Here is a 25,129-nt window from a genome sequence, read left to right as displayed (position 1 = left end):
AAAAATCACCTTCTTTCCCAGAGCATCTGTCTGTTGTTCTGATTAGGAGGTGATAAGCTGCCGATGTTCAAACTTAAATGCTGGACTGATGAAACATTCAAGGTGATTAACAATCTGCAATGAAATGTTTTCAGGGGGCGTGAAGGCTGCCCAAGCTAAAACGTTTAATCATGGAGGCATCAATGGTAAAGCGGTTTTTTCTCCTCATCTATGACGGGAAAAATCTCAAATAAAAAAGTACGTTTTGTGAGTTTTTTAGGGCAGTATTGACACCAAACTCTGTATCTTTTGGCGATTGCTGGCTATTCCTGCACAAATTGTGTACGATGCGTTAGCAAAAAATCAGACCAAAAGTTTGGGCTCTATCTGACTCAAATTTTTAGGCGTCGCCTACTAGTTCAAATTGCTTTCCATAACCGGATAATTTTGTGACCGGATAATGCTGTGAATAGTTTAAAGTCACTATTTTCGAGGAAATCCCCTGGCGTTGGTGTTGAACTTACGCCCGAACGGGTCAATATTGCTCGCCTGCGCAAGCAGGGGCAAAAGATAAAGTTAGAAACTCTTGCCTCCGCTGAGATTCCCGAGGGCATTTTTGAAGAGGGGCAAATTATCGATATGGCAGCTATGGCTGAAGCCATTCGGACTGCTTTAACGGAAAGCAAGCTGAGGGTGAAACGGGCGACAACGGCTGTTCCTGGACGAGCAATCACACGGGTGATTCCAGTGCCAGCTGAGTTAGACGACAATGAACTCCGCGAGATGGTCCTTAATCAAGAGGCAAGTCTCTATCTGCCTTTCCCGCGAGAAGAAGCTGATGTTGACTATCAGAAACTAGGCTTTTTTGTCGATGAGGATGGCATCGAAAAAGTGCAAGTATTGCTGGTGGCGGTTAAGAAAGAGGTGACCGACACCTACATGGAAACCTTCCAGCAGGCTGGGCTCAATCTTGATGTCGTTGAAACGAGTAGTTTTGCTCTAATTCGTACTATTCGTGAGCAACTGCGACAATTTACTCCCCAAGAGGCTGCGGCTATCGTTGATATTCAGTTTGAAAGCACAGAAATTTCGATTGTTGTCGATGGTATTCCCCATTTTTCGCGAACAGTCCCCATTGGTACGTTCCAGATTCAAAGCGCTCTCAGCCGTGCTATGAACCTCCCACCAACGCGAAATACAGAGCTACTTCAGGGTATGACGGTACCGGCTACACCCATGGATAGTATGGGGGCTCCCCAAATGGCAGGAGGGACTAATCCCGGTACAGCTGCCATGTTAAGAGTATTGGGCGAACTCTCTGATGAACTACGTCGTTCCATTGACTTCTATCTCAATCAAGGTGAAGACATGGAAGTTGCTCAATTGTTATTGGCTGGACCTGGTAGCGCCATCGGTCAATTGGATGAGTTCTTTGCTCAACGTTTGAGTTTGCCAGCTAGCCCCATTGACCCCATTGAGGCTCTATCGCTAGAAGTGGGCGATGAGATTTCTGAGGCTCAGCGTCCTGGGTTGGCTACGGTTCTTGGCTTGGGTCTGCGGGAGGTTTAGGACATGTATAGCATCGATATTAATTTTCTCAATGATCGTGAAGAGCGCCCTGTAGTGGCTACCGGAGCGCCCATTGTTCGACAGCAACCCACTAGCGATCGCACCCCCATTGTTATTGGTGCAGGTGTCTTAGTTGCCGCTTTGGCTGGCGTCGGTGGCTTTTTAGGCTTACTGAAATATCAAGAATCAAACTTGCAAAAACGCCAGGCTGAACTAGACAGTCAACTGACAGAGCTACAAGCAAAGCTAGCTGAGGTTGATCGCATTAAGGCCGAGACTGCTGCCGCCCGTGACGAGAGTCGTGCCCTGGCCAGCGTGTTTACTAAAATTCGACCCTGGTCGGCTATTGTTAAAGACATTCAAAATCGCATCCCTACTCGGGCACAGCTCACCCAGGTGAGTCAAACCGAAGGTGAAGCCGTACCTGTTGAAGATGGAGGGGAGCCCGTCGTCCCTGAGGCTGGTGGCATCAGCATTAATGGTACAGCCTGTTCCTTTGATGATGTCAATGACTTTGTTCTGACCCTCAAAAATTCACCGTTTCTAGAAGGTGAAACAGTGGCCCTAACCACATCTAACCTGGGGTCAGAGGTTTTAGGCCGATGCCCAGGAGAAGCTCAACGGGATGAGCCTACACAGCTTGTCAATTACACAATTGCAGGCAATATCAAGAGTGTATCTACTGAACAATTTGATCGACTACTGGCTGAACTTGAAAATCAGCAAGCATCTGTAGGTCTTTCATCTAGGTTAAAAGCCCTTTTAGAGACAGGAGTGCTCGAATAATGACATTAAGCGGAGACTTTATACCAGCCGAAGATGAGCTGTATGATGAGCCGATAAACCCTGTCGTCTTTGGCATTGAGCTGACTCCCAAGGTTTTAGGGATTTTGGCTGCTCTGGCGGGCATTGGCTTAGCCATTTTTCTTTTCCAGCGCTTTGTTCAACCCGTTCGTCAAAGCAATCAAGAATTGCGAGAGGCTATTGCTGAGAAAGAGCAACAATTGGCTACTCAATCTGAACGCCTTGAAGAGATTGCCAAGCTAGAAGAAGCCCGAGATGTTGCGTTGGTTCAGCGGCGGAATGTCTATTCCTTGTTTGCAGATGAGTCCTCAATGGACACCCTGTTGTTAGACATTAACCAGCGCATCAAGAATAGTAATGCGACGATTGCCGCAGAACGTAATCAGATTAAGACCCGTGGCATTCCGCCGATTTTAGTTGAGGCTCAGCTAAACAGCTTCGTTCCCAGTGAGGAAGTTGTTATTGACGATGGCAGTTTGGGGGAAGAGGTGAATGGAAAACTGAAACGTCAGACCTATGACGTTCAGTTTTCAGGGGACTTTGGTCAAACTCAGGCAGTTTTGGGCAATGTTGAGCGATTAGAGCCTTTACTGTTGCTGAGGAATTTCTCCTTAGGTGCAGGACAGTTAGTAACTGAAACTGTTCTTAACAACCAGGGACAAGTGGTGGGGCAACCAAAACAGCGCATCAATACTTCCTTTGAGGTAAATGCGCTGATCCCAACGGGGGATCCGAATGTGCCGCCAGAAATTGCACCACCGCCGCCACCTGAGGGTGAAACCCCTGCGGAGTAGTAGATAGTCTCCGATCAGTGGATTGGTAAATCCTATCCAATTTCAAAATTCCATCCCTAGGCATTGACGTACGCTAACTAAGATTTAAGGAGTGAACTGTGAAACGCTTTTTCAAACTCGGAAGTTTAATTGCTGGCGGAGCTATCAGCGTCCTCACAGCCCAGTCTGCTGAAGCTGCTGCTACAGCCATTCAAGACGTTGAACTTAACGTAACTAAAACTGGCATGGAGTTGCTGCTTTCAACTAAAGGCGGTGATACTCCTCAAATCTTTGCTGTCAATCGCGATAATGTGCTACAGGCAGACATCACGAATGCTCAGTTGACGTTACCTAGCAGCAAGGCCTATACCAAGCAGAACCCTGCATCGACGATCAAGTCGATTCAATTAGAGACCCTTAATGATAACACTGTGAGGTTAACTATTAAGGGCAATGACACGGCTCCAGTGGCTGACTTGCAAAAGATTGATGGTCAAGGCTTGCTCGTAAGTCTTGATACACGCCCCAATGCTATCCCCAAGCCTACAGAGCTACCCGAATCCATTGAAACCGTCACCGATGAGACTCTGCTACCCACCCATATCGCCCAGGCAGACACAGATACGCCGGAAACAGATACACCGGATATCTTAGTCCCCAATCCCGAAGTCATCATCGATGGCGAAGTTGTACCAACTCCATCAGTCAACGTTGCACCGCCATTTTTACCCCAGGCTGTTCCACCTCCGGTGGGTGATATTTCGGTATCTGAAATCAATTCTGGCCTAGATGTTATTGATCTAGGTACGGCTGAGCGGGTTCCCCGTTTAGTACTGAGAGATGCAACTGCCCGTGAAGCACTATCACTATTGGCTCGTGCAGCAGGCCTGAACCTAGCGTTCACCGAGGCTGGTGCAGATGGCGAAGGTGCTGCAGAGGCAGAGACTAAGGTGACTCTGGATATAGAAGATGAGCCTGTGCAAAATGTCTTCAACTATGTTTTGCAAATTTCTGGCCTTGAGGCCAACCGTGTCGGTAGAACTATTTTTGTTGGACCCCGTTTACCTCAAGCTGCACGTAACGTAAACATACGCAGTGTTCGTCTCAACCAGGTGGATGTTGCAACGGCGATTAACTTCTTGGTCTTCATGGGCGCTGAGAGTGCGTTCACTGATCAGCAGGAGATTACTGAGGTTGTGGCCACGACTGATGTGGGTGAAGTCGAGGAAGTTGAAAGAACTGAACTAGAAACCGAAGTTGAGATTCTGCGGGCAGAATATGAAGACTCTGCACCTTTGCTGCGCGGTTTAGAGGTGATTGGCGATGAGCGGACTAGTTCCGTAACCTTGGTGGGTACTCCACGCCAGATCGAAATTGCTACCGCTCAGCTGGTACAGCTTGATCTTCGTCGTCGTCAGGTAGCTGTCAACGTAAGGGTGATCGATGTTGACCTCAGTGCCATAGAAGAGGTTGATACTAGCCTTAGCTTTCGTGCAGGGGATTTTGGGTTTGAGGTTGATAATGGAAACGCTAGCTTTGGTATAAGGAATTTAGCGCAGCTGGCCACAAGCTTCTTTTTGGATATTGATGCCCAAATTAGAAATGGCCATGCCAAGATTATTACCGATCCCACATTGATTGTTCAGGAAGGACAAGATGCTGCCATTACTCTAGTTGAGCAGGTTGTAAGCAGCATTACAGTGAATTTCACAAACACTGATCCTCCGCGGCAAACTAACACTGTTAACTTCGAGGACGTTGGTTTGACACTACAGATTCTTATCGACCGCATTGACGATAATGGATTTGTCAACATGACGGTAGCGCCAAGTATTTCATCTCCACTGGCTGATATTGATCTAGGAGGAGACCAGGGACTAGTGACCCCAATTTCGACCAGAGCTTTGTCATCTGGGCAAATTAGAGTTCGAGATGGACAAACGTTACTGCTATCAGGCATTATTCAAGAGACTGATCGCGTCACAGTCAGTAAAGTTCCAATTCTGGGTGATTTACCCCTAATTGGTGCTTTATTTAGAGATACACAAAATGAAGATGAACGCCGTGAACTAATTGTTTTGGTTACACCCCAGATTTTGGATGACTCTGATGAGAGTGTCTTTGGCTATAGCTATACACCTGGGGAAGATGTGCGGGAATTGTTAGGAGAAGACGAGTAGTTTACGTTAGCCTCTGTAACATTTTTGTAAAATCTCTGAAGACCTTATTTTTTAGGGTTTTCAGAGATTTTTCTGCTTTAAAATGTATCTTTTGTGAGGACAGATCCTATGAATTTTCCTAAAAATCGCTGAAATCCATATAAATTCAATGTTTTATAGATCCATACTGACAAAGTACCCCTTAGAATAGGGCAGAGAAAACATGGGGCCTCAGGGGTTTCAGCGATCTGTTGAGATTTTCCTTATGTTTTTCGACTTGTTTGTCCAACCATGGACATGGTTCATTCATTGGTTTTAATCTGCGAGGAGACGAAGATGAATAAAGGTGAACTTGTGGACAAGGTGTCTGAAAAGGCCTCTGTTACTAAAAAGCAGGCTGATGCAGTCATCTCTGCAGCGGTTGAGTCTATTATGGAAGCGGTTGCCGATGGCGAGAAGGTAACACTGGTAGGGTTTGGCTCTTTTGAGCCTCGCCACCGCAAAGAACGTGAGGGCCGTAACCCGAAAACTGGCGATACTATGGTTATCCCAGCTACTACTGTGCCCGCATTTTCGGCAGGTAAGCTATTCAAGGAAATGGTTGCTAAAAAGTAAGCTGGTCAAAAGTAATTAGAAAATTATTAATAGTGTCGTTACGACTTTGCGTATTGGCAGTGTTATTGTCAGAAATTATTCTGCAACTACACTCAAACCGCTTTTAGTTGTAGCGGCACTTCTTTTTAGCTGTCTTAAAGGTTGTTTGTAATACAAAGCAATGTGACAGACGTTGATGGGACAGTATGGCAATCTACGACACAGATTATGACTTGGCGATTTTTGGGGGTAGTCTCAGCAGTCGGATGGCTGCTTGTACTGCAGCTCAAAAAGGTGCTCGGGTCGCTTTGATCGCGCCGCACTGGCAGATTAGTGATATGACTCGATACACCTTGGCAGCACTTAGCTATGCTGGGTCTACTTCAACACCAAAGAAACGTTGGGCTTTTTGGCGTGATTGGGTTGCTTTGCAATGTGCCCATACAGTTCTTTCTCCTGCGGCACTTAACTCCCAAGGTGTGGATGTAATCCTTGAACCGGCTAGTTTCACACGAGGGCGACGGTTGAAACTAGCAAATCGTTATCTTAAGGCAAAGGGATATTTGCTAACGGATGGTTATGCCACATCAGGTCCCATGGCGACTGGTCTCTTATGCCATCAGTTAGCAAAACTTGAGACACTTCCTAAAAGCATTGGCGTGATTGGATATGGTGCAACAGCTCTGGAATGGGCCTATGCTTTGAGTCATCATGCCAAGGTCGTTCTCATTTTGCAAGATCGGTCGCTTTTACCAGCGGAAGATGAAGATATTCAACGTCTTGCTGCGGCTCAGCTTCGGAGCATAGGTGTTAAGGTCATTTTCTCGCATAATTCCCCTGGATCTGATGAGTGCCAGTTTAAGGCGGAAAAATTTAATGTTGAGCAATTGGTGATTGTACCTCAGCCCTATGCCTGGGAGACGCTAGCTTTAAGCAATGTTGGTATTGCTTCAGATGTTCCCATGGCGGTTAATGTCTGTCTGCAAACACAATGGTCTCAGCTTTATGTGACTGGCAGTAGTCTGGGGGGAGAGAATCGTCCTGAGTTGACCCAGCAAGAAATAAGTATTGCTTTGGTCAATGCCTTGTTTGGGCGACGATTAACGATGCAATATGAGCGGGTGTTGTATGGAATTAATTTATTGTCCCCCATTGGCCGCTGGGGTTTGACGGAGCGCCAGGCGAGACGATGTTATGGGCGTGATGTGCAGATATTTCAGGCATTTTGTCTGCCAGTGATGGCTGAAAATGTTGCACAGATTAATTTTTGCAAACTTATTATCTTAGGTCAGCAGATTATTGGGATGCATCTGATGGGGGATGGGGCTCCTACATTGGCAGCAGCTTTGGGTAACAAACCTGATATGCAGACCTTGAGCCCATGGATAACTGCTAGTTTTAGACCTGGCACATTGCTGGATGTTATTTATCAAGCGATTGATCAATGGAAACATTGCCGTTGGTGTGAAGGGCAATGGCGACGAGATGGGGCTGAGAATTGGTTTAACTTCCGGCGTTCGTTGTAGAGGCGTTCCATGGAACGCCTCTACAACGAACCGTCTCTATATATAGTATCGGTTAACTAAACCCGCGCCAGGGTGACCATTTCTGATTGATCCTGATACTTACCCTGGCGAGTTTCATAGCTAATTTGGCAAGGATCCCCTTCCAAAAATAAAAGCTGCACGACGCCCTCATTGGCGTAGATACGGCAGTCTGCGCTGGAGGAGTTGGAAAACTCTAATGTAAGGTAACCACGCCAGCCGGCTTCGGCTGGTGTCAGGTTAGCGATAATCCCGCAGCGGGCATAGGTACTTTTGCCGATACAAATAGTAGTAATGTTGTCGGGAATCGCAAGTCGCTCTAGGGCTACTCCCAAGCCGTAGGAATGGGCAGGCAATATGAAATAGCTGCCGGATTCATCACGTTGCAGCTGAGTGAGCTCCAAGTTTTCTGGATTAAAGTGTTTAGGGTCGATGACCGTGCCTGGTATATGACGGAAAATCCGAAATTCTTTAGGTGATAAGCGGATGTCGTATCCAAAAGAAGATAGTCCGTAGCTGATGACGGGCACGTTGGCACCATTTAGGTCTACCCGTCGCACTAGTTTGGTTTCAAAGGGCGCAATCATGCCCTCTTTGGCCATGGTGTTGATCCAAGCATCATTTTTGATCATTGTTTACGACTCACGACTCACCATATGGAAATGGGCTTGATTGCCTTTTGACTAGGGCAAAAACTCACGGCGGAACTCAGTGACCTGATCGGCCATTGACAGAATTGAATAGGGCATCTTAGGGCCTGTCAAAATGATATCCATTTGAGTGGGGCGGTGCTTAAGTAAATCGAGTACCTCTGCTTCGGGAATTAAACCGTATTCAATGGCAAGGCTGAGCTCATCTAGCATGACCAAACCATATTGATCGCTTTGTACAACTGACTTGACATGGGACCACAGCTCACCTACTGCCCTTTGGGCATCGGCATCGTCTGTAGTTTCAAAAATGCAACCAGCGTACCCGCAGCGTAACCAGTCTAAGTTTTGCCCCATGTGGGTCATGTGACCTGGGCCTTGGTCAATACCGCCTTTGAGAAACTGAGCTACTAGTACCGTCATACCTTGGTCTGCAGAGTGCAGGGCTTGAACCATGACATTGGTAAAAAAGCTGCGATGAACAGATGTAAATACCCGTATTGATCCTTCAAGGGCTTGTAAAAATGGGTGACGCTCCCCGCTGGCAATGCTTTGGGAAACATCAGGAACAGGCGAGAGGCGGGATGGGCGGCGGGCATTCTGATCTACCCTCAGCTGTTGAACCATAAAACGCTATATCTAGTAGCACTTTCTCAGTAGAGCCCTAAATATAGCGCATACCTGACAGATTTAAGCAGCTACTTAACATGATGATTTTCTTGCAAAGATAATGATACTCACCACTGGTGATGGATGCCCCAACCTTGCATAGCTCAGGCTTAGTGCTATATAGACTATATAGTTAAGATGTACTATCTGATGGGAGGGAGAATCTACGTTGCGAAAGCTGGGGACGCTAAAGCCACCACGGCCACCAGGGTAAGAGTTGCGATCGCAATCACCACGCTAGCTCTATCTGCTTTAATCCGTTTTTTCATCGTTCAAGTCTCGTAGGTCGCTATCGTAACACAGGGTTTGAGGATAGCCACGACACAGCTCTCAACGGCTAACCCACGCTATGGTCGAAGAGTTATATCGTTTTTTAGAACGCCACTCCAATGTTAAAAGCAGTTTTATTTGACTTAGATGGCACCCTGGCCAACACCGATCCAATTCACTTCCAAGTGTGGCAGACATTGCTGGCATCCCATGACATGGTCGTCGACCAGGAATTTTATGATCGCTTTATCAGCGGGCGTCTTAACCCTGATATTGTGCAAGATCTCTTACCGCAGCTTTCAGTGGAAGCAGGAGTAGCTTTTATTGCTGATAAAGAAGCTCAGTTTCGAGAAATGGCCGCGAATCAACTCCAGCGGATGCCAGGGCTGACCGACTTTCTTCACTCCATTGAGCAGAAAGGATATGCCATTGCCCTAGTGACAAATGCCCCCCGCCCCAATGCGGAATTTATGCTGAAAACCCTGGCCTTAAACGGTGTTTTTGATCCTATTGTCATTGCGGATGATTTACCTAAAGGTAAGCCTGATCCGCTTCCTTATCAAACTGCATTAGAGCAGTTGAGGCTGCTTCCAGATGAGGCAATTGTGTTTGAAGATTCCCCCACGGGTGTTCAGGCAGCGACTGCGGCGGGCATTCCCACTATTGGCGTGACGTCTACCCATAGCGACACGATCCTATGTCAATTAGGAGCCCAGTGTACGATTGCAGATTTTACCGATAGCCGATTGCTGGCCTATGTTGGCGATCCGGATGTGGCAGGTACAGCATCAAGATAGCGCTTAGAACGTTTGTCAGGGCCAGTCAATGATGAGTTGCAAGGACGTCCCAGACTCTTAGATGCTAGGAAGGGATTAGTTATGGATTTCCATTATGAGCAACGCTTCTGAACATTCGCCTGAGTCACAGACGGTCCAAGACCGTTTAGTGAATTTGCGTCAACTAGCGCAAGCATTTCCTAAGGAACAGCGGGAAGATGTCCTGCTAGAACTTGATGACCTCAGCACAGATCTAACCCATACGGATGGTTCTAGCTTGCAAACCCTCCACAAAAGGCTTAAACGGCTGGCTGCCATTGCCATGATGGCCCGTATGTTTGCTACGAATAACCAGCAGGTAATTGAAGAGTTTGCCAGTAATTTAGTCGAGCTGACCAATGCAACGAAGATTGGCGGGGGAGATAGTGAAGAGTAGGAGTGGGGGTAGGGCTAGTAATAATTTCTAGCGGGGGGTGGTGTGTAGGCCTGTTCTACCCAAATCTGGGTATTTACTGGTCCATAATGCTGGCGTAACGCATTTTCCACACGTTCACCGATAGTGTGGGACATGGCTAAAAATTCTGGATGAACGGCCAGATAAAGTTCGATCCAAACTTGGCGACCGACCATGCCCCGTGACCGAATGAGATTGCATCGGGTGACCCCCTCTACGCTAGTCGCTACCTGGGCAATCGCTTCAGGTGCAATGGCAGTGGGACGTAACAATGTGGGTAGTTGGGTGTCTAGGACGCGCCAGAAGCTGTGAAGGGTGAAGATGATAAGTGCGATCGCAAGCAGTGGATCGAGCCAAGTATAACCACGCCAGATACCTACCAAGCTTAACAGCATTATGATGCTGAGCCAGCCATCGCCTAAGACATGTTGTGTCGTGAGTTTAAGGGCCAAACTATTTAGATATCTGCCTTGGTAAGACACCAATAAAGCTAACGTTAAGGCAATGGCTACCATGGCAGCCATCAACTGCATCAGCGCTACGGTCACTTCTACTGGAAAAGGAGTCGTAATCTTTTGCATTGCTAGTTGAAATTGCCCTAAAGCAATGATTAATAGGCTGACGCCAAAGAACCCTAACGTAGCTGCTAGAATTAATGCCCCTCCTGCTTCTCCTCGACCATGGCCCCATATTTCGCGTCCTAATGGACGATGCGGTGAAGCGACCGCTGTCAAACTTAGAGCCGTGCTAAATACATCAATCAGAGTGTGGAGTGATTCTGCTAATAGACATACAGAATGACTGACCCAACCCGCTATGACCTCAATTGTCAAAATCACTAAATTAGCCCAGAGCATCATGAGCAATAGGCGGTAGCATGTTTGCCTTTGTTGCCCAGCATCTATGAACATGGGGGATTTTCTTTCAAGTTGAATGTGGGGTTAGCCATGATTTTCCCTACCGAACGCTATCAGTCAAGATGTCGTATGAGCCATGAACATTGGATCCTACCTATAGGAAACAATAAAAAAGCTACTGATTTAACCAGTAGCTAGAGTAAATATAGTAAGAATAGACCTGATGCCCCTAAATTAATTTCAGGTCTGACAGGCAAAGACATCACGAGCCGATGCCATCGCTCATCATATGTTTCTCAAACGTCTGTAACTTGCTGACAAAAGCAGACAGAAACTTCAGCTCAATATTCAAACAATACGAATAGCTATACGAGTCCTTGACAGCAGTTTAGAAAAGTTGGTTGCAGCGAATGCTTTTCTAAATCTTTTAAGAAGGATGTGGGAGAAGCAAGTGTATCTGATTGACTAATTGAAAATTTTAAAAGCAGAAAGGGTACCGACGACTGGCCGTGTTTCGTCTCGGTACCCTCACTGGTTCGCTCCTCACACACATCCATATGTTAGGGCACATCGTGGACTTTGTCATCCCCCCGTGGCAGGTTTGCATAGGTTAGATATCTAGAGTACCTACAATCGTTCAGCTAGTTGGTAGCCTAATCTGCCGTTCACAGACTGTTTCAAGACAATTCGAGTTGATTCTAGCCAAGGTCTAAGGGCAAAGACTTCTGGTGATTGATTGATTGGCGTAGTGCAGGCTGCTAATGCCAGGACAAGCTGTTGAACCTGTCGCAAAAGCTGAGGTGAGGTTGTCTGATGCCATCGATCGCAGATATCCAACAAACAATGAATCAGAGCTTGTAAAGGAGACCAGGAAGTTTGAAATGTTTCCGTTGGGCCCCTTTCGATGCTCCTTGCAGCGCTTCTTGTAGTTAAAAAATCGCGCTGATGATCACGGGTTTGCCATCGACAGCACAGCTCATAAGCAGATTGCAGTTGCCATAGGTCTTCAGGCGTAATCGGCCAAGGCGATGGTGCCAAGGGCAGTATCCACTGTTCTAGCTGCTGTTGCCACTGTGCCATTCCTCGCTGAGAAATGACGAACTCCAACCAACCATCCCTGGTCTTATGAACACTAGACCATAGGGGTGGAGTGGTTTGTTGGCGTAAGATCGATAACAGCATATTTGCGATGTCATCGCTTGGCTGCTGCCAGATTGTCGCCAACTTCCGTGAAATTGCAGAAATGTATGTAACTGTTCCGTTACAGTTAACTTTTTTTAAGGGAATATTCTGATGACAAATCTGTGTGGTTTTACCGATGCTTAACAAAACTGCTGAATACCTAAGGTGAGTATGAAGGTTTAATCTAGGTACATCTTGATTGATGGGATTAAGAACTTCAATCGAGGAAGCTAGATTAGACTGCAATGTCCGTTTTAACGAAAACCATGTCATATTTGTAATAGTCAAAGTAAGTAGGACAGACCCGACTCTGTTCAGGCCTTTTTAGCTTTACTGAAGGTTAATGGTTGTATTTCAATCATCTACTTCAATAAAAGCTGAAGTAAATATAAAGAAATCAATTTTAGGATGCCAACCAGGTTAGTCGTTTGTATTAATGTACTTGACATGTTTGTTCCGTATACTGATCGTGGTTTTACGGTTGACAGATATGGTGGTTCCTTGGTAGTTGACATAGAGCTTTAAATTACTTCTTTTTAATTTACATAAATGATTACTTTCAGGGCGTATCGATAACTGGAATTTTCTTTAATCGGAAGCTTTCCAGGTTGTTTGTTTTGTCTACAAACTCTATGGCTTGACACTAGGTAAATGACACTATCTGAATTATCGACAACTTCCAGCACCTCCTCCATGTCCTCATCTATCCCATCAGATGACGCTCGGCCATTTCATGTATGGCAACGCATTCTGGATTGGGCGCAAGAGCACTATCGATGCCGCACTTTTAGTAAAGATGAGAGGATTCCGACACGCCCTGGACTGCTTTATTTAGTGCAACAGGGAGCTGTGCGCTTAGTTGGAAGCGCTCAGGTTAGCGCCACGCTAAAGCAGCAGAAGAGTTCATCTGCCAGGGTCCCCTTGGTGGCAGCTGAAGAAGCATTCCTAGGGTTTGTCGGTGCAGGTCAGCCGTTTGAGATCGTTGCGCAGCCACCATTTACCCTGCAAAGTTTTTCCCATGTAGATCAAACAACTATCGTTTGGCTTTACTGGAACGATTTGGACACGTGGCCTCATTTTCGTCGTGAGGTGCTAGACGCATTTCGTCGTCAGCACCAGCGTAAATTGCTTTGGTTAAGTACTTTGGGGCAGCGTCGTACCATCGATCGCCTGCTTGGTTTTCTAACTCTACTGGTTGATGAGTACGGTGAGCCCTGTGAAAATGGCTATTACCTGCCCTTCCCATTAACCCATGCTCAAATTGGTAGTGCTATCGGTTCAACCCGAGTAACCGTCACACGTCTGATGGGCAAATTGCGTCAGCGGGGTCTAATTCAGAGCCATGGGGAAAATTTGATTAGTATTCCTTTTAGTGCCAGCCTCAAGCAACAGGGATAAGAGCTGAGTTTATTTTTATTTGCCAAAACGTAGGGGGGTGCATGCACCCCCCTACGTTTTGGTGTTTCTAGAATTTGTGGAGCTTGGCACGGTTCCTTAGGATTATTGCAGGCGTGCAAACCCTACGCTGCTTAAAGCGGCTTGACCTTCATCCGATAAAATTAGCTCTGCATAGGCTTGGCCAATGGGCTTATCGATATTTGACACAATATAAATTTGACGCGTTAGAGGATAGTTTCCTGACTCAAATCCCTTTAGGTTGGGTTGATTGCGCTGATTAGGGCAGTTTTGTAAATCAATATAGGGGAGTTGATACGGAGGCTGTTGATTGATGGAGAGCGGTTTGACCGTACACTGACCTATGACTTCTGGAGCCGATGCAAAGTAAATAGCGCCTGGTGTGTTAGCTGTGAGACGAATCGCTTCAGTCGTGTTATTGCTGCGTTGTACCTGAGTACTTAGGGCTTCTCCATTCAGCACGGTTTGGCTAAAAAACATCACGGTGCCACCTGCATCATCACGGGAAATGGGTACAACGGGAAGATCAGGGCCACCGAGTTGTTGCCAATTATTGACACGGCCAGTGTAGATATCCCGGAGGTCAGCCTGACTCAAATTTGAAAGTGGTAACGTTGGGTGGGTAACGACGGCAACACCTTCAATGGCCACAGGAATTTCTTGTAACGCTATACCCTGTTGGTGGGCCTGTTGCTTGTCGGCTTGAGTGAGAGGGCGCGATGTCTGGGCAAAATCTAGTTCACCCTTGATCAGCATTTGAATACCAGCAGACGACCCTGGCGCTTGATTGCTGGGTGCTTGGTAGGTTAGTTGTAACCCCGGAATAGCCTGCTGTAGCTGAGGATCAATGATGCCTCGAATGGGAGCCCAAGTGGTGCTACCACCATAGGTGAATTGCCCGGTTGGTACATCGACATCTGCAAATTTTTCTGCTGGCTTGATGTCGGATAGCTGTGATGTTGGGGTGTTAAACAGACCCTTTTGTTTTATCCACCAACCTCCTCCAGCTACCAATGCGACGAGTAGAGCCAGACCGAGCATCCATGACCGTATGACTCCTGGTTTGGTTTGGCGAGTTGAAACAGGGTTTGGGGAGGCTGCTGTGTTGAGTGGCTGAGGTGGTGACGGTGACGTCGGTGTTTGGGGCGTAGGTGTCGCTGCACCAGATACCGAATGACTGATGCTGGGCATCAAGACATCTAAGGCGGCCTGGGCACTGTGATATCGATCTTGAGGACTAGCACTTAGTAGTTTGGTGATGACATGGTCCAGATTTTTGTCTTCAAGGGTGATGTATTTTTGCCAAAGCCACTCGCTGCTATAGCTATCAAATAGATCTGCTGTTTCTTGGCCAGTCAATAAAATAATGCAGGTAACGGCTAAGGAATAGAGATCGGACGCTGGAAAAACTTGTCCACCGGTAACCTGCTCGGGAGGTGCGTAGCCTGTGGTGTAGATGCCTGTTGAACGATTTGATGCAGCGGCTCCAGTGACCTGTTTGACTGCTCCAAAATCTAACAAATACAGCTGATTATCAACTGTTTTCATAATGTTAGAAGGTTTGATATCGCGATGAATAGCTCCGTTACTATGGACAAAATCCAGGACTTTTAAAATAGAGATGAGGATAGCTTTAACTGCCCTTTCGGGTAAGGTGCCGCGCCGATCGAGAATTTGGTCTAAGTCTTCACCATCAATAAATTCTTGGACCAGGTAAAAGTATTCTTCATCCTGACCCGATGATGGAGATTTCACCACGATGGGGAAATAGGCGTAGAGATCGGGAATTTGTGGATGTTGATTACCTAGACGCTCTAGGACCTCAGCCTCACGGGCAAAGAGCTTCTGAGCAATCTTTAATTGTTGTTGGTTGAGTTGGGCTGATGGTTGAAATAGCTTGACAACGCAGGGACGTAAGGTGGGGGTGTCGCGATCGCACGCATAATAAGCTGACCCAAACCCCCCTTGACCTAAAAGTCGCTGTGGCAAATACCGTCCTCTTAAAATTAACGGCATGCCACAGCTCGTGCAAAAGAGCTGAGACGCTGTTTGAAGCGAATCCTTTAGGTTTGGATGGAAGTTAACTGGTCGAGAACAGCCGGGTCTAGTGCAGTGTAATTGCATGGAGCAGCAACGTGACGACGTATTCAAGTGGCAACGCCCAAGAATAAGCTTAACTAAAGCTTAACTGCTCTCTTCAACAGGTTTTTGGTCTACTTGCTTGCCGTTGGTATCTGCTTTAGCGGGTGCTGCCTGATTTCCCCCATTTTTCTTGCGATCAGAGCGCTGGTCAAAGTCAATTTCCCGGTTTGTAAACTGAGGCAGAATCTCCTTGGTAAAAGCTCCAGCTGCCGTTGAGCGATAGCGATTGGGATTAAAAATCACCGATAGGGTTCGTTTGACTACGACTGAGTCAATTTTGGCTCGATGCAATACTCCCATCTGTAATTCTTTCTCAATGGCTGAGATTGAGACAAAGGCCACTCCCAGCCCAGACTGAACGGCGTTTTTAATGGCCTCAATGGAGTTCAGTTCCATTTCGGTTCTTAGCCGCCGGGTTTCAATGCCGCACCGGGTGAGTACCTGGTCGATTACCTTACGAATAGTAGATTGGGAATCGAGGGAAATAAATTTTAGTTTGTAGAGATCTTCTCGCTGAATCGCTTGACTACTGGCCAGTGGGTGGAAGACAGGCATAATCAACGCCAGTTCGTCTTCAGCGTAGGGGATAATTTCCAGCGAATCCTGTAGTTCTGGAGGGACTTCACCCCCAATAATCGCCAGGTCAATCTGGCCATTGCCGACACTCCAAGAGGTGCGGCGAGTGGAATGCACATGAAGCTGTACCGCCACATCTGGATAGCGTTGACGAAACAGGCCAATCATCCTTGGTAGTAGATAGGTGCCTGTGGTTTGGCTGGCCCCCACAATCAGAGTGCCCCCCTGTAGTTTTTGCAAATCCTCAATGGCGCGACAGGTCTCTTGGCAAAGACTGAGGATGCGATCGCCATATTCCAGCAACAAATATCCCGCTTCAGTGAGCTGTGCTCTCCTACCACCACGGTCAAATAGAGGGACATCCAACTGACGCTCTAAATTTTGTACCTGCAGGCTAACGGCAGGCTGAGATACATACAGACTATCGGCAGCTCGCTTGAAACTACCCTCTGCCGCAATCGCCTTTAGAATGCGCAGTTGATCTAACGTAAACGGGAGGTCAGACATAACGGTTAGGGTGTTAACGCCGGTATTTCAAGCAAAATCCGTGGCACGATCAATAAGGGCCTCTACTAAATAAGAGCACTTTAAAGTATCTAACAAATAGAGCTACCCTGTCGCTGCTTAACACACTTACTAGCACGTTAAAGTCCACAGGATACGTAGATCATTCATTCCTTATGAGGGGAGAATAACTCAAAACGTTAGCTAAAGTATTTTTTGTGAGGAAAACTTTTAAAGCTTGTCAATGAGTTTACCGATTTTATTGAACGTTTGTGGTCATATTCTATCTGCTCTAGTCTTGCTTATATGCAGTTCCAATTAATTCAAAATTTTCTAGACCTGCCCGGTATTATTGGTTTTAGTCTGGTGCCTTTAAATGACACCTCCAATCACGCTTATAGCGTTGGCTTTCCTCAAGGGAACGGGCCTGATAAAAATCCCCTACTGCTACAAGGAATTCAACAGATTATCAAGACAACGCCCACCTCGCTAGAATTTTGTGCATTTCAATTTGGGTCGTATCAGGTGGAGTTGCACAAGGTTGAGAGCGGAGCTGTCTTACTAGTTTTTAGTGAAGGTGCACTCTCTAGCCAGTATTCGAAGTCGGTCAGTGAGCTAATGCAGTTCATTAAAGCTGACTATTTAGCGTTAGTTGAGAGCATACAGTCCATTCATGCCGACAATGTAACTCCTGCCACAACATTCTCTGCACAGCGGCAAACAGCTAGTGTTGATGATGTTGTAGCGGCGATGAATAGTCTTAGTCAGGTAACGAGTCGATATTTAGGCACGCAATTGGTGGCTAATCATTGGCGCACCTATCAATCCCAGGATATGGTCTGGCTGAAGAAATTTTGTATTTCTGTTGATGGCACGATCAGTGTGAAGGATGTAGATTCAAAACTTTCGCCGGAACAGCTCACAGAGATTCGTCTGTGGACTCAGCGATTTCATCAGCGATGTACCCGTATTATTCGAGATTACGACGTATTAGTGGAGCAGACACTACCTAAAGAGCACTGGCAGCTGCTGTTTGGTGGCTAACTATTGTTTGGCGGATATTAGTGGCGGTAAACCAAAAACTGAGTCAATTTTAAACACTTGCCAATCACTATGTTTACGTGAATAGTGGAAACTTTTGCTCGATATTTAAACACCTATGGTAAAGACAGTTCGGTTAGAACCGATTGCTCAGGAGAGTGCCGTTGAAACTAACGGCAACCTGTTATCGGTCTTATTGCATCAAGAGTTAACTGTATTAAAGGAATGTGGCGGACGAGGTATGTGTGCTACCTGTCACGTTTATGTCAATGAAGGCATGGATGAATTGACCCCCATCAGTCGACGAGAGCAACGTACCCTAGCAATTATTACTTCCTGTAGAGCCAATTCTCGTTTAGCCTGTCAAGCTCGGGTGAAGGGGAATGGTGTAGTGGTGGAGTTACCCCCTGGCATGTACGTCAACTCCATCAAGGACATTGAGTCCCTGATTGGTCGTCGAGCCGACCAAGATTTACTACACCCTTTGACTGGTGCAGTGCTGGTAGAACAGGGCAAATTAATTACCCGGTCGATGCTACGCAAAATTGCAAATGGTGCCGATTTAAACCTGAACGAGTATTTCAACCACAGTACCTAGAATGTAGGTATCTGGTAGACGGCACTATGTAGGCAGGTCCCTGTATTGCTTAGATTATTTTGTAACGATATGTTTACGCCCATAGTCTTCAAGGTCTTTTTGAGAAAGACAATTTAATATCTTTATTAAAAGATTTAGTATCTTATTGAGCTTTCTAGGTAAACAGCACCCTTTAGTATGGGTTTAATTGAGGGCTCGGCCAGATAATACTTGATGTGGCTGCTTGTATTTTTAGATATTGATGGCTGTCGATAAATCTAGGGATCTTAATCTCCGTCAACAAAATGTGATGCGTGCCACTGTGCGCCACTATGTGTCGACAGCAGAGCCTGTGGGGTCCAAAGCCTTGCTGGATGCCTATGACTTAAATGTCAGTGCGGCCACAGTGCGAAATGTCATGGGGGCACTGGAGCGCTCTGGTTTTTTATATCAGCCCCACACATCAGCAGGGCGAGTGCCTTCTGACTCAGGATATCGGCTCTATGTGGATCAGCTGATTAAGCCTTCAAGGCCAACGGCTCTGCGGATCGATCAACTTTTGTCACAGCATCTAGATTGGCAGGGATGGAGCATTGAGGCCTTGTTGCAGGAAGCGGCTCACATTCTGGCTCACTTGAGTGGCTATGTGGCTTTAGTGACCATGCCTGTATTAGAAAAAATGGTGGTCAAGCACTTACAGCTAGTGCAAATATCGGCTGAGCAAGTGCTTTTAGTGGTGGTCTTAGATAGCTACGGTACTGAGTCTATGGTGGTTAGTTTGCCTAGAGGCACTACGGGGGCCGGGGGAACCCAAGACGAGGAAGTGCTGGATCGAGAGCTACAGATTTTATCCAATTTTTTAACCGCTCAGCTATGTGGCAGGCAGCTGTCTGAGATCTCTAGCTTAGATTGGGATGAAGTAGATACAGCCGAACATCATGTTGTAGCCCTTTGTCAGGCCATTGATGACCTGTCGCGCCGTAAGCGTCAGCCCCAAACCCATATTTTGGTAAAAGGTGTAGCGGATGTGTTGAGTCAGCCGGAGTTTGCAGAGCAAAGTCAGCTGAGAAACCTGGTGTCGTTGTTGGCAGATGGACGCGAGCAGCTATGGCCCTTGATCTACTCAGACGATAGCCCGCTGCTTAAGATTTGGATTGGAGAGGAAAATCCGCTGGAGCCAATGCAAAGCTGTGCTCTGATTTCAGCGACCTATAATCGGGACTCTCTGCCGTTGGGTAGTGTGGGGGTGATGGGACCCACTCGGATGCTGTATGAAAATACAATTGCAGCTGTTGAAGCCACATCTAGTTATCTATCAGAGATTATGTCAGGCTTAGACGTTAACCAGTAGGCGGCGACAATGCCACTGATAAAGCCAAAAAGGTGGCTTTCCCAGGAAATTCCAGGTTGTGTGGGTAAAACTCCCCAAAACATTGCGCCATAGGTAACTAGGATAAATAAGGATATTGCGATCGCACCCATCGTTCGTTCGTAATATCCTCGGGCTACTAAAAATCCTAAATAGCCAAAGATTAGGCCACTGGCCCCAATGTGGACGGTTGAACCTAGAGAAAAGAGACTGCCCAATAACCATGTGCTTGCTCCCCCCAGGATCGTAATCATCACTGTGGCTTTGATCCAGGTGTCGATAGAGCGCAGCATCACCCACCAGCTGAGGGTGAGCATGGGTACTGTATTCGCTAATAAATGATTAAATCCACCATGGAGAAATGGGGCAAAGAGAATTCCCCAGATCCCATCTATAGAACGGGGGCGAATACCGTATCGATCGAGATGCCCACCAAACACTAAAAAATCTATAATTTCAATACACCATAGGGTAATCAAAATGATACCCAATAGCTGAAATCGAGCTACGGTAGCAGATTTCAGTTCAGATAAGAGAGGACGATCGGATGACATGTTTTGAGATGGCATTAATTCAGGATGTGGGCAACCTATGCGGCACAGGCTTGGAATAACCACTAGTTCCTAGGTTAAGCCAACTACCGTAAAGTTGCCTTCGCTTCTCTTGCAAATTTGCATTTCTACCGCCCTACCTGCGTCACCACCCTCATCTCACGTTTGACTCCCTTCACTCCATTTACAGAAACGACGTGATCCTTCCAGAACTGCTAGCGGTGCTCTCGATTTCGGCAGCCACTGGCCTCAGACTGGCGTTACCATTACTGCTGATTGGCCTGTTTTCAGGCGAACAGTTATGGGCCGCTGTGCCAATTTTGGCCAACATTCCTCAGATGTTGGTGGTTGCCGTGTTGGTGATTTGGTCCCTGCTAGAATTGACGATTTCTAAAGATCGGGTCAGTCGTCGATTTTTGCAAAGTGCGGAGCTGTTTATCAGTCCGTTTGTTGGCACAATTGCTGGCGTTGCGATCGCACGCCTCGCTGATATCAATGACAGCCTCACCCTTGTCCTTTTAGCCGTGACCGGGGGCGTGCTTGCCTTGGTTATTCAAATGGTTCAAGTGGGTTGGCTATATCGTTTTAACAGCCCGCCCATGTGGATGATTTTTGTGGAAGATGCCCTTTGCATCTGCCTGGTATTCTTTGCCTTTGATGCACCGGAACAAGGTGGCCTAATCGCTTTATTTTTACTTTGGTTTGCTATCCGGAGTTCAGCTGTCTGGCGGCAATGGCAGAAAAAACGGTGATAAAAATGCCGGAGGGTGAGCATTGCCCACCCTCCGGCATTTTTGTATTGCTCTTGCAGAATTACATCAGTCCAGCAATGTGCAGCGGCCCATGACCGCTTACCATTTCCAGCAGTAGTGCCAAGAAACCCACCATCGCTAGGCGACCATTCCAGACCTCGGCAAAGGGAGTTAACCCCCATGCAGACTTATCTTGAGGGTAAATACGTACCTGTTTCTGCAACTGCGCAGCGTCAGAAAATAGCTTACGGGGAGATTCCAAAGCCTTTACCACCATGTTACCCATGTCTTCAATAAAGACAGGATAGGTATTCAGGGCAGGAACTCGGTGGAATCCTTTGATGCCAGATTCTTCAGCCAACTCGCGATATTCAATATCGATTTCCTGCAAAGTTTCAATGTGCTCAGATACAAAGCTAATGGGCACAACCACAAGGTCATCAATGCCTTTCTCTGCCAACTCTTCAATGGCATCTTCTGTGTAGGGCTGTAGCCACTCTACGGGGCCTACACGACTTTGATAAGCCAGTGTAAAGTCATTGGGACGATTGACCGCTTTTATGATTAAGTCAACGCAGTGCTCCATCTCTCGCTGGTATGGATCACCTGCTTCTTCGACATAGCTAACGGGTACACCATGGGCGCTAAAGAAGATGTGACCACTTTCAGGATTTGGTAGTTTATCCAGCTCTTGAATGATCAAATCTGCCATAGCTCTGACATAGCCAGGGCTGTTGTACCAAGACGGAATCAGGGTGTAGTTAATTTTCTGTAGGGCGGGGTCAGCCTGCCAAAGTTTTTCTAGCAGGCGGAAACTAGAGCCGCTAGTACTAATGGAGAACTGAGGATAGAGAGGCAAAATAACGAGGTCTTCAATGCCATCTTGCTTAATTTGAGCAACAGCCTCTTCAGTGAAGGGATACCAGTAGCGCATGCCAATATAAATCTTGACATCGCGCCCCAGTTTTTGTAAGTAATCCTTGAGAGCCGTTCCCTGCTCTTCAGTAATACGGCGTAGGGGAGAGCCACCCCCAATTTCCTTATAATTGTCCTGGGATTTGTTCGCACGGCTAGTGGAAATTAGCCAAGCGAGAGGTTTTTGCAACCAGGGAAATGGGAGCCGGATAATCTCTGGGTCAGCAAACAAGTTGAACAGAAAAGGACGGACATCCTCTAACTGCTCTGGACCCCCAAGATTAAGTAGTAAGACTCCAGTACGACCCATGACAGCGCAGTTACCTTTATAAACGAAGTTTTAATCATCTTTGACTTATCGTAACAACTAACTACTCGATAGGCATATCAGATTTGTAGAAGTTGAGAATTTTTTTCATTTAGTATGGCGGATGTATCCATAGCGCATTCCATAGATAAGTCATTAGCGCAGGTGAATCAGCGCTTAAAAGCTGCGAAATTAGGGCTGCAAATCGAACGGCGAGGAGATCGCTTAAATCTGCGGGGTACGTTGCCACCACGGCCTGGTAGCCCTAAGCTACGCCCCTATCAACAGCGAGTTCCTTTAAAGTTGCCTGCGACTAAAGCGGGGCTGAAGCAATGTGAGCAAACGGCTAAAATCATTGCGGCTCAGTTATTGCAAAACACCTTTGATTGGCGCAACTATCTGGGAGTTGTTGCAGGATTGCGCATGGCAGGGGCTGATTTATCTGCGCAGATTGATGCTTTTGAGCAGTATTTTTTTGAAACCCGGCGCTCACAATCCTCAGCTGCTTCATTGCAAACGACGTGGGAAAAAGCTTACGTGCCTTACCTGCGGAAACTGCAAGCCACAGCGGAGCATCATCGTAACCTCAGTTTGCCTGAGGCCATTTATGCCACAGTGCAAAGTACCAAGCCCAATTCCCGCAGCCGTCAGATTTGCTGCACCGCTTTAGCTGCCTTAGCAGAGTTTCTAAACTTAGACCTGCCTACAGATCTCAAGTCCTTTTGGGGTAACTATGGCAATAGCCAAACTCAATTACGGGAGCTGCCTTCTGATGAACAGATTGTTGAAGTTTACGACAGCCTAAAAAATCCTCGTTGGCAGTATGTTTACGGCATGATGGCTACCTATGGTTTACGGAACCATGAGGTGTTCTTTTGCGATCGCACCTGCACCCCTAACGCTGAAATCATTGTCCGCGAAACCACCAAAACCGGCCACCACGAAGTTTGGCCCTTTTACCCCGAATGGGTAGAGCGTTTTAACCTCACCACTGGTGAACTCCCAAACGTCAATACCGATCTAGATGCAACGACTTTGCAGCGTGTCGGTCAGCAGGTGACCACCCAGTTTCGTCGCTACAAAATTCCGTTTTCACCCTACGACTTGCGTCATGCCTGGGCTGTGCGCACTATATTAATGGGCCTACCCGATGCCGTCGCCGCCAGAATGATGGGCCACTCGGTACAGGTACACAATCGGACGTACCACCGTTGGATGACCTACCGAGATCAGCAGGCGGCGGTGCAGGCAGCGTTAGCAAAAAATGAGATGAAGGCACCCATGTAGGGGCGTTGCATGCAACACCCCTACATCCAACACCCCTACAAATTGAATTTCAATTACATCACCATGCCGCCATCCACATTCATTACCTGACCGGTGATGTAAGCTGCTGCGGGATCAGCTGCTAAGAATCGAATGAGTCCAGCAACTTCACTTACTTGACCGTAGCGACCTAACGGAATGTACTTGAGAATTTCCTCGGTGTTAGGGAGTTCGCTGGTCATATCAGTCTCAATAAAGCCAGGTGCAACGGCATTGACAGTTACACTACGGCCTGCCATTTCCTTGGCCACAGTCTTTGTGAAACCGATGACACCTGCTTTAGCGGCACTATAGTTAGCTTGACCGGGGTTACCCATGAGACCGGCCACGGATGAAATATTAATGATGCGCCCTGAACGCTGTTTGAGCATGATTTTGGCAACGGCACGGGTGCAGAGAAATACGCCTGTGAGGTTGAGATCGATCACTGCCTGCCAGTCGGCGGGCTTCATTCTGAGTAGCAACGTGTCTCGGGTGATGCCGGCATTGTTGACTAGCACGTCGATGCGCCCAAACTTTTCCATAGTGCCCTTGATCAAGGTCTCTACCTGATCTTCTTTAGAGACATCAGCCTGAAGGGCAATGGCATTACCACCTGCACCCGTTATTTCAGAAACGACTTCATCAGCAGCAGTACTAGAGCGTGCATAGTTGACCACAACGCTGGCCCCTTCTGCGGCGAGGGCGAGGGCAGCTGCTTTACCGATGCCACGGGACGAGCCGGTAATGATAGCGACCTGATCTTGCATTGCTCCAGTCATGGTGAGGGGAAATGGTTAACGGCTCGATCACTCTATTATTTTTGGGGGTTGGGGATCAATTACCCTCTTTTCACTGCCCATCTTGGCCCAAATAGTTAGCCTAAAATCCAGTACCTTACAAATGCTTATAAAAATGCCAAGAATTCCCTTAAATTCCCACCATTTTGATGGGGCTCGCTTAGCATGAAGGCTGAACCTAGCCTGGATTTAGGACAATGGCTGTAAAACAACAATTTTCTAGTTTTGAGGATATGTTAGCTGGGTCTGATAAGCCTACGCTGGTGGATTTTTATGCTACCTGGTGTGGTCCTTGTCAGTTGATGGCAGGAGAATTGAAGAAAGTTAAGGATGAGCTACAGGATAAGCTGCAAATCGTGAAAATTGACACGGATCGCTACGACACGCTGGCATCCAAGTATCAGATCCATGCGCTACCGACTATGGTGCTCTTTAAGGATGGTCAAGAAGTGGACCGAATTGAAGGTGCCATGAACGCTACTCAATTGGTTACGCGATTACGGCCGAATTTATAATTGGGAACTGCTGACTCAACTGCTTGGTAGCAACGGGTATGATTGAGAGTCCCCAGGCATGCCTGGGCTCGTGACGACT

At 47.0% G+C, this 25,129-nt stretch carries 24 protein-coding genes and 1 pseudogene; 15 read left to right on the top strand and 10 right to left on the bottom strand.

Going from position 1 to position 25,129, the window contains the following annotated elements; translation table 11 throughout:
- Positions 1–444: 444 nt before the first annotated feature.
- The 6 genes from pilM (at position 445) to DXZ20_RS12875 (ending at position 7,404) form a co-directional block, all read left to right on the top strand.
- Positions 445–1,548 (top strand): type IV pilus assembly protein PilM, encoded by a 1,104-nt coding sequence (pilM, locus tag DXZ20_RS12900; RefSeq protein WP_163664855.1) that lies wholly within the window; start codon positions 445–447, stop codon positions 1,546–1,548.
- A 3-nt stretch (positions 1,549–1,551) separates the two neighbouring features.
- Positions 1,552–2,334, top strand: a complete 783-nt coding sequence (locus DXZ20_RS12895; RefSeq protein WP_163664857.1) for a PilN domain-containing protein — start codon at positions 1,552–1,554, stop codon at positions 2,332–2,334.
- A complete protein-coding gene (locus DXZ20_RS12890) occupies positions 2,334–3,146 on the top strand; it encodes a hypothetical protein (protein ID WP_163664859.1) in 813 nt (270 codons plus the stop codon). The genes DXZ20_RS12895 and DXZ20_RS12890 overlap by 1 nt, the downstream gene beginning before the upstream one ends.
- A gap of 98 nt (positions 3,147–3,244) precedes the next feature.
- Complete coding sequence (locus DXZ20_RS38505) at positions 3,245–5,305, top strand: AMIN domain-containing protein (protein WP_163698579.1); 2,061 nt, start codon at positions 3,245–3,247, stop codon at positions 5,303–5,305.
- Positions 5,306–5,581: 276 nt separating this feature from the next.
- Positions 5,582–5,899: an HU family DNA-binding protein gene (locus DXZ20_RS12880; protein WP_163671673.1), complete on the top strand. Its 318-nt coding sequence runs from the start codon at positions 5,582–5,584 to the stop codon at positions 5,897–5,899.
- 185 nt (positions 5,900–6,084) lie between these two features.
- A complete protein-coding gene (locus DXZ20_RS12875) occupies positions 6,085–7,404 on the top strand; it encodes an NAD-binding protein (protein ID WP_163664863.1) in 1,320 nt (439 codons plus the stop codon).
- 56 nt (positions 7,405–7,460) lie between these two features.
- Here the strand turns inward: DXZ20_RS12875 and dcd are convergent, their stop codons facing one another.
- Positions 7,461–8,054 (bottom strand): dCTP deaminase, encoded by a 594-nt coding sequence (gene dcd / locus DXZ20_RS12870; protein ID WP_163664865.1) that lies wholly within the window; start codon positions 8,052–8,054, stop codon positions 7,461–7,463.
- 51 nt (positions 8,055–8,105) lie between these two features.
- Complete coding sequence (locus DXZ20_RS12865; RefSeq protein WP_250564953.1) at positions 8,106–8,699, bottom strand: cob(I)yrinic acid a,c-diamide adenosyltransferase; 594 nt, start codon at positions 8,697–8,699, stop codon at positions 8,106–8,108.
- A gap of 431 nt (positions 8,700–9,130) precedes the next feature.
- Here DXZ20_RS12865 and DXZ20_RS12860 point away from each other — a divergent pair, with 431 nt between their 5' ends.
- Both DXZ20_RS12860 and DXZ20_RS12855 read left to right on the top strand, forming a co-directional pair.
- Complete coding sequence (locus DXZ20_RS12860; RefSeq protein ID WP_163664867.1) at positions 9,131–9,808, top strand: HAD family hydrolase; 678 nt, start codon at positions 9,131–9,133, stop codon at positions 9,806–9,808.
- Positions 9,809–9,902: 94 nt separating this feature from the next.
- Entirely contained in the window at positions 9,903–10,223 is a 321-nt protein-coding gene (locus DXZ20_RS12855; RefSeq protein ID WP_163664869.1) for a hypothetical protein, read from the top strand.
- A gap of 14 nt (positions 10,224–10,237) precedes the next feature.
- On the opposite strand, the gene DXZ20_RS12850 is transcribed toward DXZ20_RS12855, so the two are convergent.
- The gene (locus DXZ20_RS12850; RefSeq protein WP_163698577.1) at positions 10,238–11,152 is read right to left on the bottom strand and encodes a cation diffusion facilitator family transporter; all 915 of its coding nucleotides are present in this window, start codon (positions 11,150–11,152) and stop codon (positions 10,238–10,240) included.
- A gap of 573 nt (positions 11,153–11,725) precedes the next feature.
- Positions 11,726–12,280 (bottom strand): hypothetical protein, encoded by a 555-nt coding sequence (locus DXZ20_RS12845; protein ID WP_163668341.1) that lies wholly within the window; start codon positions 12,278–12,280, stop codon positions 11,726–11,728.
- Positions 12,281–12,973: 693 nt separating this feature from the next.
- Between DXZ20_RS12845 and DXZ20_RS12840 the strand changes: the two genes are divergently transcribed.
- Positions 12,974–13,678 carry a Crp/Fnr family transcriptional regulator gene (locus tag DXZ20_RS12840; RefSeq protein ID WP_163668339.1) on the top strand — a complete coding sequence of 235 codons (705 nt, stop codon included), beginning with the start codon at positions 12,974–12,976 and terminating at the stop codon, positions 13,676–13,678.
- 102 nt (positions 13,679–13,780) lie between these two features.
- Here DXZ20_RS12840 and DXZ20_RS12835 read toward each other — a convergent pair whose 3' ends face one another.
- The 3 genes and pseudogenes from DXZ20_RS12835 to DXZ20_RS12830 form a co-directional block, all read right to left on the bottom strand.
- Positions 13,781–15,712 (bottom strand): protein kinase domain-containing protein, encoded by a 1,932-nt coding sequence (locus tag DXZ20_RS12835; protein WP_250565745.1) that lies wholly within the window; start codon positions 15,710–15,712, stop codon positions 13,781–13,783.
- A 3-nt stretch (positions 15,713–15,715) separates the two neighbouring features.
- Positions 15,716–15,820 (bottom strand): annotated as a pseudogene (locus DXZ20_RS38500) (4-Cys prefix domain-containing protein); the annotation flags it as partial.
- A gap of 60 nt (positions 15,821–15,880) precedes the next feature.
- Positions 15,881–16,921: a LysR family transcriptional regulator gene (locus tag DXZ20_RS12830; protein WP_163698573.1), complete on the bottom strand. Its 1,041-nt coding sequence runs from the start codon at positions 16,919–16,921 to the stop codon at positions 15,881–15,883.
- A gap of 303 nt (positions 16,922–17,224) precedes the next feature.
- Between DXZ20_RS12830 and DXZ20_RS12825 the strand changes: the two genes are divergently transcribed.
- From DXZ20_RS12825 to hrcA, 3 genes are all read left to right on the top strand, one after another.
- Positions 17,225–17,962, top strand: a complete 738-nt coding sequence (locus DXZ20_RS12825; protein ID WP_163668333.1) for a hypothetical protein — start codon at positions 17,225–17,227, stop codon at positions 17,960–17,962.
- A 115-nt stretch (positions 17,963–18,077) separates the two neighbouring features.
- Positions 18,078–18,557 carry a 2Fe-2S iron-sulfur cluster-binding protein gene (locus DXZ20_RS12820; RefSeq protein WP_006517953.1) on the top strand — a complete coding sequence of 160 codons (480 nt, stop codon included), beginning with the start codon at positions 18,078–18,080 and terminating at the stop codon, positions 18,555–18,557.
- Positions 18,558–18,798: 241 nt separating this feature from the next.
- Positions 18,799–19,887 carry a heat-inducible transcriptional repressor HrcA gene (hrcA, locus tag DXZ20_RS12815; protein WP_163698572.1) on the top strand — a complete coding sequence of 363 codons (1,089 nt, stop codon included), beginning with the start codon at positions 18,799–18,801 and terminating at the stop codon, positions 19,885–19,887.
- On the opposite strand, the gene DXZ20_RS12810 is transcribed toward hrcA, so the two are convergent.
- Positions 19,845–20,474 carry a rhomboid family intramembrane serine protease gene (locus DXZ20_RS12810; protein WP_348918248.1) on the bottom strand — a complete coding sequence of 210 codons (630 nt, stop codon included), beginning with the start codon at positions 20,472–20,474 and terminating at the stop codon, positions 19,845–19,847. The two genes, hrcA and DXZ20_RS12810, sit on opposite strands and share 43 nt — an antisense overlap.
- A 179-nt stretch (positions 20,475–20,653) precedes the next feature.
- Between DXZ20_RS12810 and DXZ20_RS12805 the strand changes: the two genes are divergently transcribed.
- The gene (locus tag DXZ20_RS12805) at positions 20,654–21,208 is read left to right on the top strand and encodes a DUF4126 family protein (RefSeq protein WP_163668329.1); all 555 of its coding nucleotides are present in this window, start codon (positions 20,654–20,656) and stop codon (positions 21,206–21,208) included.
- A gap of 61 nt (positions 21,209–21,269) precedes the next feature.
- Here the strand turns inward: DXZ20_RS12805 and hemH are convergent, their stop codons facing one another.
- Positions 21,270–22,433, bottom strand: coding sequence for a ferrochelatase (hemH, locus tag DXZ20_RS12800; RefSeq protein ID WP_006517949.1), 1,164 nt, complete (start codon positions 22,431–22,433; stop codon positions 21,270–21,272).
- 114 nt (positions 22,434–22,547) lie between these two features.
- Between hemH and DXZ20_RS12795 the strand changes: the two genes are divergently transcribed.
- Positions 22,548–23,717: a site-specific integrase gene (locus DXZ20_RS12795; protein WP_163698570.1), complete on the top strand. Its 1,170-nt coding sequence runs from the start codon at positions 22,548–22,550 to the stop codon at positions 23,715–23,717.
- A 53-nt stretch (positions 23,718–23,770) separates the two neighbouring features.
- Here DXZ20_RS12795 and fabG read toward each other — a convergent pair whose 3' ends face one another.
- Complete coding sequence (gene fabG / locus DXZ20_RS12790) at positions 23,771–24,517, bottom strand: 3-oxoacyl-[acyl-carrier-protein] reductase (RefSeq protein ID WP_006517947.1); 747 nt, start codon at positions 24,515–24,517, stop codon at positions 23,771–23,773.
- A gap of 215 nt (positions 24,518–24,732) precedes the next feature.
- Here fabG and trxA point away from each other — a divergent pair, with 215 nt between their 5' ends.
- On the top strand, positions 24,733–25,050 hold the full coding sequence (gene trxA, locus DXZ20_RS12785) for a thioredoxin (RefSeq protein WP_163668323.1): 318 nt from the start codon (positions 24,733–24,735) through the stop codon (positions 25,048–25,050).
- Positions 25,051–25,129 lie beyond the last annotated feature (79 nt).

This window comes from Adonisia turfae CCMR0081 (assembly GCF_011009555.1).
GTDB lineage: Bacteria > Cyanobacteriota > Cyanobacteriia > Phormidesmidales > Phormidesmidaceae > Leptothoe > Leptothoe turfae.
The sequence above is the reverse complement of the archived record's forward strand: the minus strand, read 5'-3'. Positions and strand labels throughout refer to the sequence as shown.